Annotated in this window: 15 protein-coding genes and 1 tRNA gene; 11 read left to right on the forward strand and 5 right to left on the reverse strand. The window is 69.7% G+C overall.

The genetic code is table 11. The annotated features are described in order from the left end of the window. Positions 1–29: 29 nt before the first annotated feature. Entirely contained in the window at positions 30–1,133 is a 1,104-nt protein-coding gene (hrcA, locus tag ACW17W_RS00980; RefSeq protein ID WP_492078482.1) for a heat-inducible transcriptional repressor HrcA, read from the reverse strand. A 103-nt stretch (positions 1,134–1,236) separates the two neighbouring features. Here hrcA and rph point away from each other — a divergent pair, with 103 nt between their 5' ends. Together rph and ACW17W_RS00990 are read left to right on the forward strand one after the other, a co-directional pair. Further along, positions 1,237–1,977 (forward strand): ribonuclease PH, encoded by a 741-nt coding sequence (gene rph, locus ACW17W_RS00985; RefSeq protein ID WP_492078484.1) that lies wholly within the window; start codon positions 1,237–1,239, stop codon positions 1,975–1,977. An 83-nt stretch (positions 1,978–2,060) separates the two neighbouring features. After that, the gene (locus tag ACW17W_RS00990) at positions 2,061–2,444 is read left to right on the forward strand and encodes a hypothetical protein (RefSeq protein ID WP_492078486.1); all 384 of its coding nucleotides are present in this window, start codon (positions 2,061–2,063) and stop codon (positions 2,442–2,444) included. 73 nt (positions 2,445–2,517) lie between these two features. Here ACW17W_RS00990 and dapF read toward each other — a convergent pair whose 3' ends face one another. After that, a complete protein-coding gene (dapF, locus tag ACW17W_RS00995; RefSeq protein ID WP_492078488.1) occupies positions 2,518–3,369 on the reverse strand; it encodes a diaminopimelate epimerase in 852 nt (283 codons plus the stop codon). A 116-nt stretch (positions 3,370–3,485) separates the two neighbouring features. On the opposite strand from dapF, the gene ACW17W_RS01000 reads away from it, so the two are divergent. From ACW17W_RS01000 to ACW17W_RS01025, 6 genes are all read left to right on the forward strand, one after another. Beyond that, positions 3,486–4,316: a potassium channel family protein gene (locus tag ACW17W_RS01000; protein WP_492078490.1), complete on the forward strand. Its 831-nt coding sequence runs from the start codon at positions 3,486–3,488 to the stop codon at positions 4,314–4,316. Between the two features lie 101 nt (positions 4,317–4,417). Continuing rightward, on the forward strand, positions 4,418–6,604 hold the full coding sequence (locus ACW17W_RS01005; RefSeq protein ID WP_492078493.1) for a prolyl oligopeptidase family serine peptidase: 2,187 nt from the start codon (positions 4,418–4,420) through the stop codon (positions 6,602–6,604). A gap of 17 nt (positions 6,605–6,621) precedes the next feature. After that, complete coding sequence (locus ACW17W_RS01010) at positions 6,622–8,799, forward strand: prolyl oligopeptidase family serine peptidase (RefSeq protein WP_492078495.1); 2,178 nt, start codon at positions 6,622–6,624, stop codon at positions 8,797–8,799. A gap of 158 nt (positions 8,800–8,957) precedes the next feature. Beyond that, positions 8,958–9,704, forward strand: coding sequence for a DUF1223 domain-containing protein (locus tag ACW17W_RS01015; protein WP_492078497.1), 747 nt, complete (start codon positions 8,958–8,960; stop codon positions 9,702–9,704). A gap of 180 nt (positions 9,705–9,884) precedes the next feature. Further along, entirely contained in the window at positions 9,885–10,535 is a 651-nt protein-coding gene (locus tag ACW17W_RS01020; protein ID WP_492078499.1) for a hypothetical protein, read from the forward strand. 34 nt (positions 10,536–10,569) lie between these two features. Next, entirely contained in the window at positions 10,570–12,336 is a 1,767-nt protein-coding gene (locus ACW17W_RS01025; protein ID WP_492078501.1) for a CHAT domain-containing protein, read from the forward strand. Positions 12,337–12,627: 291 nt separating this feature from the next. Here the strand turns inward: ACW17W_RS01025 and ACW17W_RS01030 are convergent, their stop codons facing one another. The 3 genes from ACW17W_RS01030 to ACW17W_RS01040 form a co-directional block, all read right to left on the reverse strand. Continuing rightward, positions 12,628–13,581: a DUF808 domain-containing protein gene (locus ACW17W_RS01030; protein WP_492078503.1), complete on the reverse strand. Its 954-nt coding sequence runs from the start codon at positions 13,579–13,581 to the stop codon at positions 12,628–12,630. A gap of 176 nt (positions 13,582–13,757) precedes the next feature. Then, positions 13,758–14,300: a hypothetical protein gene (locus ACW17W_RS01035; protein ID WP_492078505.1), complete on the reverse strand. Its 543-nt coding sequence runs from the start codon at positions 14,298–14,300 to the stop codon at positions 13,758–13,760. 85 nt (positions 14,301–14,385) lie between these two features. Then, positions 14,386–14,462 (reverse strand) — tRNA-Arg (locus ACW17W_RS01040). Between the two features lie 181 nt (positions 14,463–14,643). Here ACW17W_RS01040 and ACW17W_RS01045 point away from each other — a divergent pair. The 3 genes from ACW17W_RS01045 (at position 14,644) to ACW17W_RS01055 (ending at position 17,238) form a co-directional block, all read left to right on the forward strand. Next, on the forward strand, positions 14,644–15,987 hold the full coding sequence (locus tag ACW17W_RS01045; protein WP_492078507.1) for a hypothetical protein: 1,344 nt from the start codon (positions 14,644–14,646) through the stop codon (positions 15,985–15,987). A 71-nt stretch (positions 15,988–16,058) separates the two neighbouring features. After that, complete coding sequence (lspA, locus tag ACW17W_RS01050) at positions 16,059–16,589, forward strand: signal peptidase II (protein ID WP_492080351.1); 531 nt, start codon at positions 16,059–16,061, stop codon at positions 16,587–16,589. Between the two features lie 91 nt (positions 16,590–16,680). Then, complete coding sequence (locus tag ACW17W_RS01055; protein ID WP_492078509.1) at positions 16,681–17,238, forward strand: DUF3035 domain-containing protein; 558 nt, start codon at positions 16,681–16,683, stop codon at positions 17,236–17,238. The last annotated feature ends 58 nt before the right edge of the window (positions 17,239–17,296 follow it).

Consider the following 17,296-nt stretch of genomic DNA (forward strand, 5'->3'; position numbering starts at 1 on the left):
AGCCTGGGTCGGGTTGTTTTGGGTGTCGCTCACGTGTCGTTTCCGTCCAGCATTCGCCCCAGCACCCGGGCGGTGTAGTCCACCAACGGTATGATGCGGGCGTAGTTCAATCGCGCAGGGCCGATCACGCCGATGGCGCCCAGGACCCTTTGTCGGCCGTTCATATAGGGCGCTGCGATCACGGCGGAACCCGAAAGTGAAAACAACCGTGTTTCCGCCCCGATGAAGATGCGGACGCCCTGGGCCGAGCGGACCCCGTCCAGCAGGCCGATCAGCTGTTCCTTCTGCTCCAGATCGTCGAACAGGATGCGCACCCGGTCGAGATCGGCGGCGGTCTCGGGGTCCTGCAGCAGGTTGGCGCGGCCGCGCACGATCAGGGCGCGCTCGCGCTCGGCGCCGCCGGACCAGGCGGCCATGCCGTCCTCGACGAGGCGGGCGGCGGCGGCGTTGAGCTCCAGCCGGGCGGCGTCCAGTTCGGCGCGCATCTCGGTGCGGGCCTCGGCCAGGGGGCGGCCCTTGAGCCGGGCGTTGAGGAAGTTGGAGGCCTCCTGCAGCGTCGAGGGGGTGACGCCTGCGGCCAGGGGCATGAGCCGGTTCTCGATCGTGCCGTCGTCGGCGACCAGCACCGCCAGGGCCTGACCCTGGCCCAAGGCGACGAATTCGACGTGTTTGACCCCGGCGTCCCGCACCGGGCTGGCGACGATGCCCGCCCCGCCCGCGAGACCGGACAACAGGGCCGAGGCCTCGTTCAGGGCCTCCTCGAAGCCGCCGCCGCGGCCCGAACGGACCGCCAGCCGGGCGTCGATCTCGCGCCGTTCCTCCTCGCCCAGATCGCCGATCTCGAGCAGGCCGTCGACGAACAGGCGCAGGCCGGCATGGGTGGGGATCCGGCCCGAGGAGGTGTGGGGCGAGGCCAGCAGGCCCGCCATCGTCAGGTCCTGCATGGTGTTGCGGATCGAGGCCGGGGACAGGGAAATTCCCGTCATCGACAGGGTCCGGGACCCGACGGGCTCTCCCGTCTCCAGATAGCTTTCGACGATGCGGCGAAAGATGTCCCGGGCCCGCTGGTCCAGCCCTGTCAGGCCGGCGTAGTTCTGTCCGGGGAAGGGGGTGGAGACGAAGGGCGGGGTCAAGGTCGATCCGGGGCCGGAGGCGCGATTGCGGGGTCATGCGCGATGGACGCGCCCGCCTTCATACACGATAAGCACGGCCGCCACCCCTTTCCAGGACGATCCGATGACCGCCTCCGCCAGACCCTCCGGCCGCACCCCCGAACAGCTCCGCACCGTGACCCTGGAGACCGGCGTCAACCGCTATGCCGAGGGCTCCTGCCTGGTCTCGTTCGGCCATACCAGGGTTCTGGTCACGGCCTCGGTGGAGGAAAAGGTCCCGGGCTGGATGCGCAACTCGGGTCAGGGCTGGGTGACGGCCGAATACGGCATGCTGCCGCGCGCCACCCATACGCGCGGACGGCGCGAGGCGGCGGCGGGCAAACAGTCGGGCCGGACGCAGGAGATCCAGCGACTGATCGGCCGCTCGCTGCGGGCCGTGGTCGATCTGAAGGCCCTGGGCGAACGTCAGGTGCTGATCGACTGCGACGTCATCCAGGCCGACGGCGGCACCCGCACCGCCTCGATCACCGGGGCCTGGGTCGCGATGGCCTCGGCCTTCGGCTATCTGCGGGCTGAGGGCGTGCTGGCGGCCGATCCGATCCTCGATCAGGTGGCGGCCATTTCGTGCGGCATCTTCAATGACGAGCCGGTCGCCGACCTCGACTACGAAGAGGATTCCAATGCCGAGGCCGACGGCAATTTCGTCCTGACCGGTTCGGGGACCATCGTCGAGATTCAGGCGACGGGCGAGAAGCGCGGCTTCAGCCGGGGCGAGTTCGACCGCCTGTTCCAGCTGGCCGAGGCCGGTTGCGCCGAACTGTTCGTCAAACAACGGGCGGCGGTCGAGGCGGCGCTGAAGGGCTGATCGTCCCGACCGTCGCCCGGAACGGGCGGCTTGCGGGCCGCGCTCAACGGCGCATCATGCGGCGAAACTCAGGAGGCGGGCGGATGCGATCCCTGAAGATGCGATCCTTGAAGACGACGGCGATGGCGGGCCTGCTCCTGTCCGGAGCGTTGATGGCCTGCAGTCCCAGGCCGGAGGCGCCGTCAGCGCCCCCCTCTCCGGCGGCGGCGCCCTCTGCTCCGGCGGAGGCCCGGCCGCCACGCGCGCCGGTCCCGCCCGCGCAGGTCGAAATTTCAGAGACGCCCTGCCGTCAGGCGATCGGCGAGCGGGCCTCGGCCCGGCTGGTCGAGCGCTGCATCGCCGTCAGCCCGGCCACCCGGCCGCCCTGCAACGCCGCCAACCCCTGTGACCTGATCCAGGGCGAGATCGACCGGTCGTGCAACCAGTACGGGCCGGACGAAACGCGGCCGGGAGAATGCGCGGGGTGAAACCCGTCGCAACCCTCCCTCTCCCTTCGCTCCGGCGAACGGGGTGGACAGGTCGCGAGGCGGTCAGGCGGGGTCAGATCTCCAGCACGCCAGTCCGTTCGACCTCGACGGGGCCGGTCATGAGGACGTGGTCGTCGGCCGCGTCCCATTCGATGAACAGGTCGCCGCCGTCGACCTCGACGCGGGCGGCGCGGTCGGTCAGGCCCCGGCGGGCGCAGGCGACGAGGGCGGCGCAGGCGCCGGTGCCGCAGGCGCGGGTCAGGCCGGCGCCCCGCTCCCAGACGCGCAGGCGGATGTGATCGCGGGCGATGACATGGGCGAAGCCGACGTTGACCCCCTCGGGGAACAGGGGGTGGTGCTCGATCAGGGAGCCGTTGGCGGTGACGAAGGCGTCGGTGGGCGTATGGTCGGTGAAGAAGACGACATGGGGATTGCCTATGGAGACGGCGCCCGGCGTGTGCAGGACGGGTGCGTCGATCGGGCCGAGCTGAAGCTCGATGTTGCGGGTGTCCATCTCCTCGGCCAATGGAACTTCGGTCCATTCGAGTTTCGGCCTGCCCATATCCACCGTAACCCGGTGGTCGCCGGCGGCGCGGGCGACCGTCGGCCCGCCCAGGGTGTCGATGGCGACATGGTCCGAACCGTCAGCCTGCATCAACATCCAGCCGACGCAGCGCAAGGCGTTGCCGCAGGTCTCGACCACCCCGCCGTCGGCGTTCCACACCCGCATGAAGGCGTCGCCCCCGGTGGTCGAGGGTTCGATGGCGATCAACTGGTCGAAGCCCTGACCCGTCTGACGGTTCGCCAGGGCGCGCACCTGATCCGGCGTCGGCGTGAACGGCCGGTCGAGCGCATGGACCACGACGAAGTCGTTGCCGGCGCCGTTCATCTTGACGAAGGCCCGGGAGCCTGGAGATTGGGTCATCGCGGGCACATATAGACGGCGAACCCTCTCCATGCGAGCGCAGCGCATCCGGGCCCGCCCGGACCGAGACCCCGGACAGGGTCGCATCCGGCGCCATTTGCCTCTATCGCTGCCGCATGGCCACCCCGTCCGTCTTCGCCCGGAAAACCCCGGCGCCCCCGGAAAAGACCCCCGACAAGGCCGAGGGCCTGAGGCTGCGGGCGCGGCTGAGATATCTGTATCACGGGACCCAGCCCCCGGCCGTCCGGTTCCGGCTGATGGTGATCGCGGTCGACCTGTTGATCGTGGCCTTCTTCATCGCCGCCCCGATCCTGAAGGAGGAGGGCTGGGCCTTCTATGTCGTCGACTATCTGATCGCGGCGGTTCTGGCGGCGGACCTCGCGGCGCGGGCCTGGGCCTGGACCGACATCCGGGACTGGCTGAAACGGCCGATCGTCTGGCTGGACCTGTTCATCCTGGCCACCCTGCTGTTCCCGGCCTGGCTGGCCAATCTGGGCTTCCTGCGGCTGCTGCGGCTGTGGACCCTGCTGAACTCGGACTTCTTCTGGCGCACGGTCGGCCACAGGTACGACGACACCCGGGTTGAGGGGATTGTCCGGGCCCTGTCAGGGCTGGTGACCTTCGTCTTCGTCGTGACCGGCTTCGTCTATGCGACCTTCCTCGGTCATGACGGCATCGCCGGCTATGTCGACGCCCTGTATTTCACCGTGGCGACCCTGACCACGACCGGCTTCGGCGACGTGACCCTGCCCGGATCGCTGGGCAAGCTGCTGTCCATCGCCATCATGCTGAGCGGCATCACCCTGTTCCTCCGGCTGGCCCAGGCCCTGATCAAGCCGCACAAGGTGCGCCATCCTTGCGAGGCCTGCGGCCTGCAGACCCACGATCCAGACGCCGTCCACTGCAAGGCCTGCGGTAATCTGATGTGTATTCCCGACGAGGACTGAGCGCGCCGCCCGGCGGTATGTGACAAATCGGTAAGGTCGGGCGGCTTGTCGGGGCGGGACGGGACGGCCAAGGTGCCGCCGCCCATTTCCCGGAGAGTTTCATGATCCGCCCGCTGGTTTCGGCCGCCGCTTTGCTTCTCGCCTCAGGACTGACGACCGCCGCCATGGCCCAGACCGCGTCTCCCGCCTCGCCTGCCGCCGCTGCCCCGGCCTCTGCCCCGGCCGCCGGGTTCGCGACCTCGGATGCGACCGACCCCTATATCTGGCTGGAAGAGGTCGAGGGCGAACGGGCCATGGACTGGGTCAGGGCCCACAACACGACCTCGCTGGGCGTGCTGCAGGGCGACCCGCGCTATGAAGGCCTGCATCAGGCGGCGCTGGATATCGTCCAGTCGCGCGACCGGATTCCCTCGCCCGGCTTCAACCGCGACGGGACGATCGACAATTTCTGGCAGGACGCGCAGCACGTGCGCGGCGTCTGGCGCCGCACGACGCTGGACTCCTATCGCACCGCCGAGCCGCAGTGGGAGACAGTGCTGGACATCGACGCCCTGTCGACGGCCGAGAACGCCAACTGGGTCTACAAGGGGGTCGACTGCCTGCAGCCCGAGGAGCGGCTGTGCCTGGTCAGTCTGTCGAACGGCGGCAAGGACGCGGTGACGATTCGTGAGTTCGACAGCGTGTCGAAGACCTTCGTCGAGGGCGGCTTCACCCTGACGGAGTCCAAGGGCGGGGTGACCTGGATCGACGCGGACACCCTGTTGATCGAGCGCGATTTCGGGGCCGGATCCCTGACTGATTCCGGCTATCCGCGCACGGTGCGGCTGATGAAGCGCGGCCAGAGCCAGGAACAGGCCGTGCAGGTGTTCGAGGGCCAGACGTCGGACGTGTCGGTCAGTTCCTTCACCCTTCGCGACGCCGACGGGGCCATCAAGGCGACCCTGATCAACCGGGCGATCAACTTCTATGAGAGCGAGGTCTTCCGGCTGAATGCCGACGGCTCGACGACGAAGCTGGAGCTGCCGCCCAAGTCGAACATCAACGGCCTGCTGGCCGGCAAGATGCTGGTCAGCCTGAAACAGGACTGGACGGCCCCGTCGGGACAGGCGTTCAGGACCGGCGACGTGATCGCCTGGCCGCTGGACGCCTGGCTGGAGGATGCGAAGACGACGGCCGAACTGGTCATCCGTCCCGGCGAGCGCGAGGCCATCGAGGGTCTGAACATGACCCGCAACCGGCTGGTCGTCGCCCTGTTCGAGAATGTGCGGGGCTCGGTCTATGTCTATGATCCCGCTGACTGGAGCCGGACGCGGCTGGAACTGCCGCAGAACGTCACTGTCGGCGTCGGTTCGACCTCGGAACGGGACGACAAGGTCTTCGTCAGCGTGGCCGGCTATCTGAACCCGTCCAGCCTGTGGCTGGCCGACGCGGCGTCCGGGACGGTGAACCAGGTCAAGTCCCTGCCGGCCAAGTTCGACGCCGCAGGGCTGAAGGTCGACCAGCTGGAGGCGACCTCGGCGGACGGGACGAAGATCCCCTATTTCGTCGTCCACCGTGAGGCCGCGCCGAACGACGGGTCCAATCCTACGCTGTTGTATGGCTATGGCGGGTTCGAAAACTCCCTCCTGCCCGGCTATTCGGCGACAGTAGGCAAGCTGTGGCTGGAACGGGGCGGGGTCTATGTCATCGCCAATACGCGCGGCGGCGGCGAGTTCGGTCCGCGCTGGCACGAGGCGGCCCTGCAACAGAATCGCCAGCGGGCGCACGAGGACTTCCAGGCCGTGGCGCTGGACCTGATCGCGCGGGGGATCACCAGCCAGCCGAAACTGGGCGTCATGGGCGGCTCCCAGGGCGGGCTGTTCATGGGGGCGATGCTGACCCAGCGACCGGACCTGATCAATGCTGCGGTCATCCAGGTGCCCCTGTTCGACATGCTGCGTTTCCACAGGCTGCTGGCGGGCGCCAGCTGGATCGGCGAATACGGCGACCCGGACATTCCGGAACAGCGGGCCTGGATCGAACAGTATTCGCCCTATCAGCGGCTGGCGGCCGGCCAGCCCTATCCCGAGGTCTTCATCCACACCTCGACCAAGGACGACCGGGTCCACCCGGGCCACGCCCGCAAGGCGGCGGCGCGGCTGGAGGAGCTCGGCTATCCGGTGCTGTTCTATGAGAACACCGACGGCGGCCATGCGGCGGGGGCGAACCTGCGGGAGACCGCCCGCCGTCTGGCCCTGGAATACACCTATCTGTCGCGTCGCCTGATGGATTCGCCGGCGCAGCCGTAGAAGCGGAAAGTCTGACCATGAAGTCCCTGATCGTGAGCGCCGCCCTCAGCCTGATGGCCTCCACCGCCCTGGCCCAGACCACCCCGCCGCATATGCCGACGGACCTGTCGCCGGCCGGGGTGCGGGCCGCCGACGACCACCTGGTGCTGGAACAGGTCGAGGGCGCCGAGGCGATGGCCTTTGTCGCCGCCGAGAACGAGAAGAGTCTCAAGGCCCTGACCGGCGACCCCCGCTACGAAGGGCTGCGGGTTGAGGCGGAGGCCATCCTGACGGCGACGGACCGGATCCCGGGGCCCAGCTTCCTCGGTGACGGCATCGGTAATTTCTGGCAGGACGCGGCCAATCCGAAGGGCGTCTGGCGGCGCACGACCCTGGACAGCTATCGGTCCGCGACGCCGGACTGGGAGACCCTGCTGGACATCGACGCCCTGTCGAAGGCGGAAGGGCGGGACTGGGTGTTCAAGGGCGCCGACTGTCTGGCCCCCGACGAGACCCGCTGCCTGATCAATCTGTCCGACGGCGGCAAGGACGCGGTCGTGGTGCGCGAGTTCGACACGACCATGAAACAGTTCGTGGACGGCGGCTTCGTCCTGCCCGAGGGCAAGCACCGGATCGAATGGCTGGATCGCGACACCCTGCTGGTCGCCACCGACTTCGGGGCCGGAAGCCTGACCGAGTCCGGCTACCCCTATATCGTCAAGGCGCTGAAGCGCGGCGCGACGTTGGAGGCGGCGGTCGAGCTTTTCCGGGGCGCGGCGGCCGACGGCGGCTATGGCGTGAGCCCGGGCGTCTATCGCGATGGAAACGGGGCGGTGCAGGCGGTGATCTTCACCCGTCCGCTGGATACCTTCCGCAGCGAGACCTGGTGGCTGGACGGGACACGTCTGGTCAGGCTGGCCATCCCCGAGCGTGTCTCCATTCACGGCGTCATGGGGGGGCGTCTGGTCTTCACCCTCGACGAGGCCTGGACCCGCACGGGACTCTTGTACGGCAATGGCGAGCGGCGGGCCGGGTCGCTGATGGCGGTCAGTCTGAACACCCTGCGTCCCCGCAGCCCGAACGGCGACATCCGTCTGTCGACCGAGGCCGATGTGATCGTCAGCCCGACCGCCCGCCAGTCGATCGACGAGGTCCGGGTGTTCGACGACCGGGTGGCGGCGACCGTCTATGACAATGTCGTCGGCCATATCGTGGCCTTCACCTCCAACGGCTCCTCGCCCTGGGTGCGGACGGTCCTGCCCGCCGCCGGGAACGCCGCTGTCCATCTGGGCTCTGCCAGCCGCAAGTCAGGCCGGCTGTTCTATAATTTCGAGGGCTTTCTGACGCCCTCCACCCTGGCCCTGGTCGACCTGCGGGCCAACAGCGCCCATGTGGTCAGGACCGCCCCCTCGCGGTTCGACGCCGCCACCCATGTGGTGGAGCAGTTCGAGGCGACCTCGGCGGACGGAACGAAGGTTCCCTATTTCGTCGTACGGCCGGCGGCGGCGCCGATGGACGGATCGACCCCGACCCTGATGTTCGGCTACGGCGGCTTCCAGATCGGTTTCCCGCCCGCCTACAAACCCGAACTGGGCAAGCTGTGGCTGGAGAAGGGCGGGGCCTATGTGGTGGCCAATATCCGCGGCGGCGGCGAGTTCGGCCCGGCCTGGCACCAGGCGGCGCTGAAGGAAAACCGCCAGCGGGCGTTTGACGACTTCGCCGCCGTGGCCCGCGACCTGAACGAACGCGGCATCGCCTCGGCCCGGCGTCTGGGCATCTATGGCCGGTCGAACGGCGGGGTGCTGACCTCGGTGTCGGTGACCCAGCATCCGGAGCTGTTCCGGGCGGTGGTGATCGAAAGCCCTCTGGTGGACATGCTGCGCTATCCGGACCTGCCGGCCGGCGCCTCCTGGATCGGCGAATACGGCGACCCGCGCATCCCTGCCGAGGCGGCCTTCATCGCCCGCTATTCCGGCTACCAGAACCTGCGCGAGGGGGCGAACTACCCGCGTATGTATATCACCACCAACACCCGGGACGACCGGGTGCATCCGGGCCATGCGAGGAAGTTCGCCGCCCGGCTGGGCGCGATGGGCTATGACCGGCTGTACTATGAGGAGACGGCCGGCGGACATTCCAACGACGCCGATCCGGTCGCCAACGCCCGTCGCTGGGCCCGCCACTACACCTATCTGATGCAGCAGCTGATGGATTGAGGGGCGGGGGCGCCAACGCCGCAGCTGGCGGAGCCTCGCTGTCTGAGCCTGATGCTCAGGGCTGACCGCCGTGGCGCGGTCAGCCGGCAGCCCCGGATCGGCGATTCTCACGCAGATATGACGGGCGGCGCTCGGCCGGCGGCGCTAGGGTCCGGCGTATGAGGTTCAGGGGTCTGTTCATTCCCGGCGCGGCGGCGATCCTGCTGGCCGGCCCGGTCAGTCTGGCGGCGCAGCCGTCGCGTCCGCATGCGGCGCCCCGGGCCGTTCCGGCCCGTGAGCCGGTCGTGGTCGAGCTGTTCACCGCCCAGGGCTGTCCGGGCTGTCCCGAGGCCAACCGGGTGATCGAGACCCTGTCGGAAGAACCCGGGGTGATCGCCCTGACCTATGCGGTCGACTACTGGGACTATCTGGGCTGGCCTGACACCTTCGCCCGCCCGGAGTTCGCCCAGCGCCAGAACGCCTATCGGACGGCGATGCGGCTGCGCAACGTCTATACGCCGCAGGTGGTGATCGACGGGCGGCGCCAGATTCCGGGCGGGGTCGGGCCGGCGGTGCAGGAGGCGGTGGACGCCGCCGCTGCCGATCGGCGTTCTCCGCCCGACATCGAGTTCCGTGAGACCGGCGATCGGGTCGGGGTCGGTTCGGGCCGGGTACCGGCGGGGGGCGCCGATGTCTGGGCCGTAACCTATACGCCCGGGGCCCAGACCGTGACGGTCAATCTCGGCGACAATCGCGGCCAGTCGGTGCGGCACGTCAATGTGGTGCGCAGCCTGAGAAAACTCGGGCCCTGGTCCGGCCGGCCGGCCCTCTATGCCCTGCCGGACCGGGCTCCGGCAGGCGAGGGGGTGGCCGTGCTGGTCCAGGCGCGCGCCGATCGTCGCATCCTGAGCGCCGCCGCCCTCTGATCCGACGGCGCCGTTGAGTCACGTTCGGTCAGTTTGCGCTTTCGGCCGGGCCGGTCACAATGGTCCTCCGGACCTCAAGCGTTCGCCTCCCGCTGCATGGCGGGTGAGGCGGTGCGATGCGTCCGGCGGATGGGGAGACGGCGGGTGAAGCGGAACGGAATCAGACGTGCGGGGCGCTGGATGGCGTCGGTCGGCGCGTTGCTGGCCGTGACCGCCGGAGCCTGCGCCGCTGCGTCGCAGGCGACGCCCGGTCCTGCGGATTCCGCCGCGGCCTCGCCCGAGGCCGAGGCCATCACCCAGATCGTCACCGCCGCCCGCCTGGCCGACTGGGGCCGCCGCCGGGGCGAGCCCGGGCCGTTGATCATGGCCTCCCGGATGCTGGCCGAGGCTCCGCTGCGACCCTCCACCGAGGCGGCGGGTGACGCCTTTCTGACGCCGGACGCCCTGCTGACCGAGGCCGAGGGGCTGGCGGCGGGCAACCAGGGCGTTCTGGACGCCATCGCCCGGGTAAGAAACACCACGCGCGGCGTCCGCTCGTCGCCGTTCGGACGCGGCCCGATCTTCACGGTGCGCGAGATCAAGGCGCGCGAGACGTACGGCTTCGAGCTGGAGGCGCGCACCGGCGAGGTGCTGCGGGTCGCGGCCATCGGCGACGGCGACACCAACATCGACCTGTCGGTCCGCGACGCCGCCGGCGCCCTGATCTGCCAGGACGGCCAAGGCGACCACTATCCGGTCTGCACCGTGGCGCGGGTCCGGCCGGGCAAGATCCGGATTGATATCGTCAATCGCGGTTCGGTCTGGACCAAGGTGCAGATTCTGAGCAACTGATACGTCCGACCACAGGGCGGGAGAGGGAGACGCCGTGACGCGCCTGATTTCGGGACTGACGGGACTGGCCGCCGCCCTGGCGATAGCCGGGTCGACGTTTGCCCAAAGTCCGGGCGCTCCCGGTCCGGCGCCGGCCGATACGCCTGCGTCCCTGCGCGCCGAAGCCTTTGAGGCGGCGCAATGGGCGATCGCCTCCGACGCCGCCGACGCCCTGGCCAAGGTGTCGGCGCGGTTCGCCCAGGGCGACGACGCCCTGGGGCGGCTGGCCGAGGAGCGCGAGACCCTGATCGGCCGACGCGACACCCTGGAACGGGAGCTGGAGCGGCTGTATGCGGCCGCCGACGCCGACGGGCGGACGCGCCGGACCGACGTGCGCACTGACTATGAGGCGGTGGTCGACCGGCTGAAGATCGTCGACGCCGACATCGAGTCGCGTTTCCCCGCCTATTCCGAACTGACCAGTCCCCGGGCCCTGTCGGTGGCCGAAACCCAGGGCCTGCTCAAACCCGGTGAAGGCCTGTTGCTGGTTCTGGTCAACCCCGAGGCCACCTATGTCTGGGGCGTGTCGAAGGACCGGATCGAGTGGGCGCGGGCCGAGGGTCTGACCGAGGCGGAGGTGACCCGCGCCGTCGAGGCGCTGCGGGCCTCCCTGACCACCGCCGGCGCGCGCAGCGGCCCCGAGGATGAGGACTGGATGGACCCGGCCCTGCTGACCGGCCGCCCGACCCCCGCCTTTGATCGCGCGGGGGCCTGGCGGCTGTATGCCGAACTGATCAAGCCGGTCGAGGTGGTGTTCGAGGGCAAGACCACCCTGATCACGGTGACGACGGGCGCCCTGACCAGCCTGCCGCTGGCGGTTCTGGCGACGGCGCCGCCCGCAGGCGCGGACACAGCCCCGAATGCGCTGGACGACGTGCCCTGGCTGATCGACCGCTATGCCCTGGCCACCCTGCCGTCGGTGTCGAGCCTGAAATCGCTGCGCTGCTATCTGGTGGTCGAGGCGCGCCACCGGAGCCCAGGCTGTCCGCCCCGGGCCGGCGGCCCCGCCCCGGCGCGGGCCTCTGCGGACGCCGACCGACGCTTCAGCATGGCCGCCTTCGGCGCCCCGATCCTGACCGGCGCCCCGCAGTCGGGCTCGCGCGGCGCGCCCTCGGCGGAGTCCATCGCCGGCGAGGGGCAGCTGGCCGACGTCGCCAAGCTGAAGGCCCTGCCGTATCTGCCCGGATCCAAGAAGGAGCTGGACGCCCTGAAACTGCGCTACCCCTCGGCCCTGGTCCGGACGGGGGCGGCGGCGACCGAGACGGCTGTGCGCGGCCCGGACTCGGCGGCCCTGTCGCAGGCCCGGTTCGTGGTCTTCTCCACCCACGGCCTGATGGCCGGATCCTCCTTCGCCGAACCCGGCCTGGTCCTGACCCCGCCGGAGGAGGCGACCGAGGCCGACGACGGCTATCTGAGCGCCTCCGAGGCGGCGCAGCTGAGGCTGGACGCCGAGTTTGTGGTCCTGTCCGCCTGCAACACGGCGGCGTCTGACGGCCGGCCGGGGGGCGAGGGGTTGTCAGGCCTGGCCCGGGCCTTCTTCTACGCCGGGGCGCGGTCGGTGCTGGTGTCGCACTGGGAGGTGTCGGATGCGGCGACCACCGAGCTGATCTCCGACACCTTCGCCGCCCTCGACAATCCGGGAGCGGACATCGGCGATCGGGCCCGCGCCCTGCAACACGGCATGCGGGCCGTGCGGGGCAATCGCGACTGGCGCCATCCGGCCTTCTGGGCGCCCTTTACCCTGGTGGGCGAGCCGGGGTGAGCGGGGAGGCCCGGCTTTCAGAGGGCTGAACCGCGCAGGGGCCGGCGCCGTCAGCGACGGCCGGCGAACCAGTGCATGAACAGGCGAAACGCCCAGCCGCCGCGTGACGGGCGAAGCATCCGGGCCCGGCGCCCGCGGCCGTTGAAGATCTGAACCAGCATGGCGTCACTGTCGCCTGCGTCGGCCTCCGCCACCAAGCGGAGCCGAAGGGTTTTTCGCCGAATTCCTGCGCCGTCGCCGCAAGGCCGGGGAAAGCGGGGCAGGACCGCGCCCGTCCCGGCCGATTTCGCTTCAGTGAACAGCGGGTTTGCCGCGCAATTTGCCCGCCAGAGAGACGACGCCGGCGATCAGCGCCCCGATCAGCCCGCCGACGATGGCGGAGGCCAGGGCCGTGACCAGCCAGGCGGCGACGCCGCCCAGCGGCAGGGCGGCGCCCACGGCATGGGCCATATGTTCGATCGGCTCCGACGGCCAGTGCAGGCCCAGTTCATGCGCGCCGTGGACCAGGATGCCGCCCCCGACCCACAACATGGCCGCCGTCCCGATCACGGTCAGTCCCGACATGACCACGGGCATGGCCTTGACCAGACCCCGGCCCAGCCCCTTGAGCGCAGCATGCCGGCCCTGCGCCAGGTGCAGGCCGATGTCGTCCATCTTCACGATCAGGGCGACGACGCCGTAGACGCCGATGGTGATGGCGAGGCCGACGATGGCGAGCACGACGGCCTGGGTCAGCAGGGGCTCGCCGGCGACGTCGGCCAGGGCGATGGCCATGATCTCGGCCGAGAGGATCAGGTCGGTGCGGACCGCGCCGGCGACGGTGGTCTTCTCGATATGGGCGGGATCCTCATCGACCGGCCCGGCCTCGACCTCGGGGCCGTGATGCCCCATGCCGAAGGCCGCCATCAGCTTTTCGGCGCCCTCGAAGGCCAGATAGGCCCCGCCGCACATCAGCAGCGGCGTGATGATCCAGGGGGCGAAACTGGTCAGCAGCAGGGCCGCCGGCAGCAGGATCAGGAATTTGTTGCGCAGGGACCCGAGGGCGATTCTGCCGATGATCGGCAGTTCGCGCTGGGGACTGAGGCCCGTGACATAGCGCGGGGTGACCGCGGCGTCGTCGACCACCACCCCCACGGCCTTGGAGCCCGCCTTGCCGGCGGCCGCGCCCATGTCGTCCAGCGAAGCCGCCGCCAGCTTGGCGATAGCGGCCACATCGTCGATGAGGGCGATCAATCCGGAGGACATGGAGCGGCTTTCTGAAGGGAAACGGTGCGGCGGGCGGCGCCCGGGGGCTCCGCCCTTGATCGGCATTCGAGGACGCGGGTCAAGAGGGGTGTCGTGACCGACGACATGACGTCAACCGCCGCTGCCCGGGACGATGAGGCATTGTGGGAGCCGCAAAGGCCGGCTTGTGGCCGCCCTCAAGGCTCGGGCGGGGCTTTCGGGCGGGAGCGGGTGCGCTTTTTCGCGGCCGGTTTCGGCGGGACCGACCCGGATTCAAGCTGACGCCAGTCGGCGCCCAGGCGAATCGCCATCTCCAGTGCCGCGTCCGGCGATACGCCCTGTGTCAGGCGGGCGCGCAGGTCGTGGCAGGCCCTCAGGACGCGCGAGGCCTGCCGAAGCTCCGCAGGACTGTCGCCCTGGTCTCCGAGGTCCGGCAACGACGCGAACCGCCATCCCGAGCCGGGCTTTTGCGCCAGGATCAGGGCCCACCGCTCCTCGGCCGTCAGATTGTCAGCCAGGTAGCGCCATTGGCCGGCCTTCGCCGATCGGGCGTATTGCCCCGGCGCATCGGGCAGGCCGTGGCGGACATAGACGGCGCAGGCGACCGTCTCGATTTCCGACAGCAGACCCCTCAGGGACGTTTCGGCCGGATCGATCTCCAGCGCCGACGGCGGATCGTCGAGCACGGCGTCCGACGCCCGCTTGCGCCGGCCCGGCCATTTCCAGCGCAGTGAGGTCATGCCGCCATGATTACCGCCCAACCGCGCGCACGGCCAGCACCGAGGCGGAGGCTGTGCGTCAATGACGGATATGCAGGGAGGAAAATGGCGCACCCGAGAGGATTCGAACCTCTGACCCCTGCCTTCGGAGGGCAGTACTCTATCCAGCTGAGCTACGGGTGCGTCCGGGCGCGATGCGCCGGACGAAGGGCCATACAGCAGGCCGGGGCCGGTCTCAATCCCCAAACGAGCGTCAGGATCGTGTCGGGCGAGCCAGACGCGCGGCCGGGCCGGCACGACGGGCGTGACAGGGGGGACGGCCGCAGGATAGCGTGGCGGCTCCTGAAGCCTGTGAGAAGAGCCCATGCGCCGTCTGCTGTTGTGCCTTGGCTTGATGCTGGCGAGCTGTACGGCGGGGACGGGGGCGGGCCTCGCGCCGGATCTGGTCGCGCCGCCTCCAGTCCTGTCGCCCGGGGGGGCGCAGGCCGACACGCTGGACGCCATCGCCCGCGACTATGTCGCCCTGACGCTGGAGATCGGCGAGCGCGAGCCCGGCTATGTCGACGCCTACTATGGGCCGGCCGAGTGGCAGGCGGCGGCGAAGGCGGCGCCGGGGGACCTGCCGCAACTGGCCGAGCGGGCGGCGGCGCTGACGGTGCGGCTGGCGGTGCTCGAGGCGGAGGGCATGGACGCGGCCTCGGTGCAGAGGGGCCGCTATCTGGCGGCCCATCTGGCCGCAGCCTCGGCGCGACTCGGGATGCTGTCGGGTGAGACCATGGCGTTCGCCGACGAGGCCGAGGCCCTGTTCGGCATCCGGCCGGAGCTGAAACCCCTGTCCGACTATGACGCCGTGCTGGCGCGCATCGACGCCCTGGTGCCCGGACCCGGATCCCTGCTGGATCGGGTGACCGCCTTCCGGCAGGCCTTTGTCATTCCAAGGGACCGGCTGGAGCCGGTGATGCACGCCGCGATGGCCGAATGCCGGGCGCGGACGGTGCGCCATATCGCCCTGCCGGCGAGCGAGCGCTTCACCCTGACCCTGGTCGGGGACAAGCCCTGGTCGGGCTATAACTACTACCTCGGCGGGGCGGCCTCGAAGATCGAGATCAATGCCGACTTCCCGATCTATACGGAACGGGCGATCGATCTGGGGTGCCACGAGGGCTATCCCGGCCACCACGTCTACAACGCCCTGCTGGAACAGACCTTTGTGCGGGAGAAGGGCTGGATGGAGATGAGCGTCTATCCGCTGTTCTCGCCCATGTCCCTGATCGCCGAGGGCAGCGCCAACTATGGCATAGACCTGGCCTTTCCGGGCGACGAGGCCCAGGTCTTCGAGCGGGACGTGCTGATGCCGATGGCGGGTCTGGCGCCCGCCGATGTGGTGCGCAAGGCCGAGCTTCTCGGGCTGATGCGGCAGCTGGCGCGGGCGGAATACACCATCGCCGACGACTGGCTGGCCGGTCGGGTCGGGCGAGAGGAGACGATCACCCGCCTGTCGACCTACAGTCTGACGCCGATCGACAAGGCGGCGCAGCGGCTGCGGTTCATCGACACATACCGCTCCTACATCATCAACTACGGCCTGGGCCGGGATCTGGTGCAGGCCTGGGTCGAGGGGCAGGGTCCGGATCACTGGGCGACGATGCAGCGACTGCTGGCCAGCCAGACCCTGCCGGTGGATCTGGCGGCGGCCGCCCAACCCTGAGGGGGGTTCGCGAGACGGTCCGGGACTGCTAACGAGACCGCCGCATGACGAACCGCACCCAAATCCCCCGCATGGCCATTCCCCGCATGGCGTGGGCCGCCTATGGCTTCGCCCTGGTCATCATCGTTTTCGACCAGCTGACCAAGGCCGGCGTGGCCGCGATGGCCCCGTTCGACTCGATCCGCGACATTCCGGCGGGCTATCGGTTCGCCGAGGTCCTTCCCGGCGTGTTCGACCTGACCATGGTCCGCAACCAGGGCGTCAGTTTCGGCCTGTTCGGCGACGGCGGCGCCCGCTGGTTCCTGAGCGTGTTTTCCGTGGTGGTGGCGGCGGGCCTGGCCTGGTGGGCCACCAAGGCGGACCGTCGACTGCTGGTCACGGCCATCGGCCTCGTCATCGGCGGGGCGATCGGCAACGCCATCGACCGGATCCGTTTCGGCTATGTGGTGGATTTCCTCGATTTCGGCGGCACCGGCGTGTTTCCGTGGGTGTTCAATGTCGCCGACAGCGCCATCAGCGTGGGCGTGGTTCTGCTGATCCTGGACAGCCTGCTGTCCGAACGGAAGGCCGGCGCGGTTGGCGCGGCCCACGAAAAGTCGTAATCACCCGCTTTCAGAGTATCATCTGAACAGGTTTCAGATCCCGTTTCCCTGGGCGCGCCTTCGTCAGGCGCCGCCGGAGTCGAGTTTCCCGATGCGTCTTCGCCCCGCCCTTCTCGCCGTCGCGGCCGTCTCGGCCCTTTCGCTCGGCGCCTGCCAGAGCACCCGTCAGGCGATCGGCCTGACCAAGGTCGTGCCCGACGAGTTCGTGACCGTGGCCTCGGCGCCGCTCAGCGTTCCGCCGGAATACGGCCTGCGTCCGCCGAACCCGGGCCAGCCGCGTCCGCAGGAGCTGGCCCCCGAAAGCGCCGCCCGCCAGATCCTGCTGGGCCAGCGCCAGTCGATCACGCGCACCCCCGGCGAACAGGCCCTGGCCGCCGCCGCCGGCGCCGATCGCGCTGATCCCCTGGCCCGCTATGTCGTGGACGACGAGTTCGGCGGTCTGGCGCACAAGGAAGAAAGCTGGGCCAACCGCATCCTGTTCTGGCGCCGCGACGATGCGGCCAGCCAGGGCGCGACCACGACCCAGACGGCCGCCGGGCCGCTGGTCATCGACCCGGCCAGCGAGGCCGCCCGGCTGGAGGCCCTGACCGGCCGTCAGGGCATTGTCATCCAGCCCCGCGCGCGCGGCGTGAAACTGCCGGGTCTCTAGGCCCGGGCGCCTTCGGCATCGCTTGCCAAAATTGAGTCCGTCCTTAATGTGAACTGAC

Source organism: Brevundimonas sp. FV1ye29L (assembly GCF_058681095.1).

Excerpts from the sequence above, each read along its gene's own strand:
- rph (WP_492078484.1), top strand. The coding sequence starts at position 1,237 with ATGACCGCCTCCGCCAGACCCTCCGGCCGCACCCCCGAACAGCTCCGC.
- ACW17W_RS00990 (WP_492078486.1), top strand. The coding sequence starts at position 2,061 with ATGCGATCCCTGAAGATGCGATCCTTGAAGACGACGGCGATGGCGGGC.
- dapF (WP_492078488.1), bottom strand. The coding sequence starts at position 3,369 with ATGACCCAATCTCCAGGCTCCCGGGCCTTCGTCAAGATGAACGGCGCC.
- ACW17W_RS01000 (WP_492078490.1), top strand. The coding sequence starts at position 3,486 with ATGGCCACCCCGTCCGTCTTCGCCCGGAAAACCCCGGCGCCCCCGGAA.
- ACW17W_RS01005 (WP_492078493.1), top strand. The coding sequence starts at position 4,418 with ATGATCCGCCCGCTGGTTTCGGCCGCCGCTTTGCTTCTCGCCTCAGGA.
- ACW17W_RS01010 (WP_492078495.1), top strand. The coding sequence starts at position 6,622 with ATGAAGTCCCTGATCGTGAGCGCCGCCCTCAGCCTGATGGCCTCCACC.
- ACW17W_RS01015 (WP_492078497.1), top strand. The coding sequence starts at position 8,958 with ATGAGGTTCAGGGGTCTGTTCATTCCCGGCGCGGCGGCGATCCTGCTG.
- ACW17W_RS01020 (WP_492078499.1), top strand. The coding sequence starts at position 9,885 with ATGGCGTCGGTCGGCGCGTTGCTGGCCGTGACCGCCGGAGCCTGCGCC.
- ACW17W_RS01030 (WP_492078503.1), bottom strand. The coding sequence starts at position 13,581 with ATGTCCTCCGGATTGATCGCCCTCATCGACGATGTGGCCGCTATCGCC.
- ACW17W_RS01035 (WP_492078505.1), bottom strand. The coding sequence starts at position 14,300 with ATGACCTCACTGCGCTGGAAATGGCCGGGCCGGCGCAAGCGGGCGTCG.
- ACW17W_RS01045 (WP_492078507.1), top strand. The coding sequence starts at position 14,644 with ATGCGCCGTCTGCTGTTGTGCCTTGGCTTGATGCTGGCGAGCTGTACG.
- lspA (WP_492080351.1), top strand. The coding sequence starts at position 16,059 with ATGGCCATTCCCCGCATGGCGTGGGCCGCCTATGGCTTCGCCCTGGTC.
- ACW17W_RS01055 (WP_492078509.1), top strand. The coding sequence starts at position 16,681 with ATGCGTCTTCGCCCCGCCCTTCTCGCCGTCGCGGCCGTCTCGGCCCTT.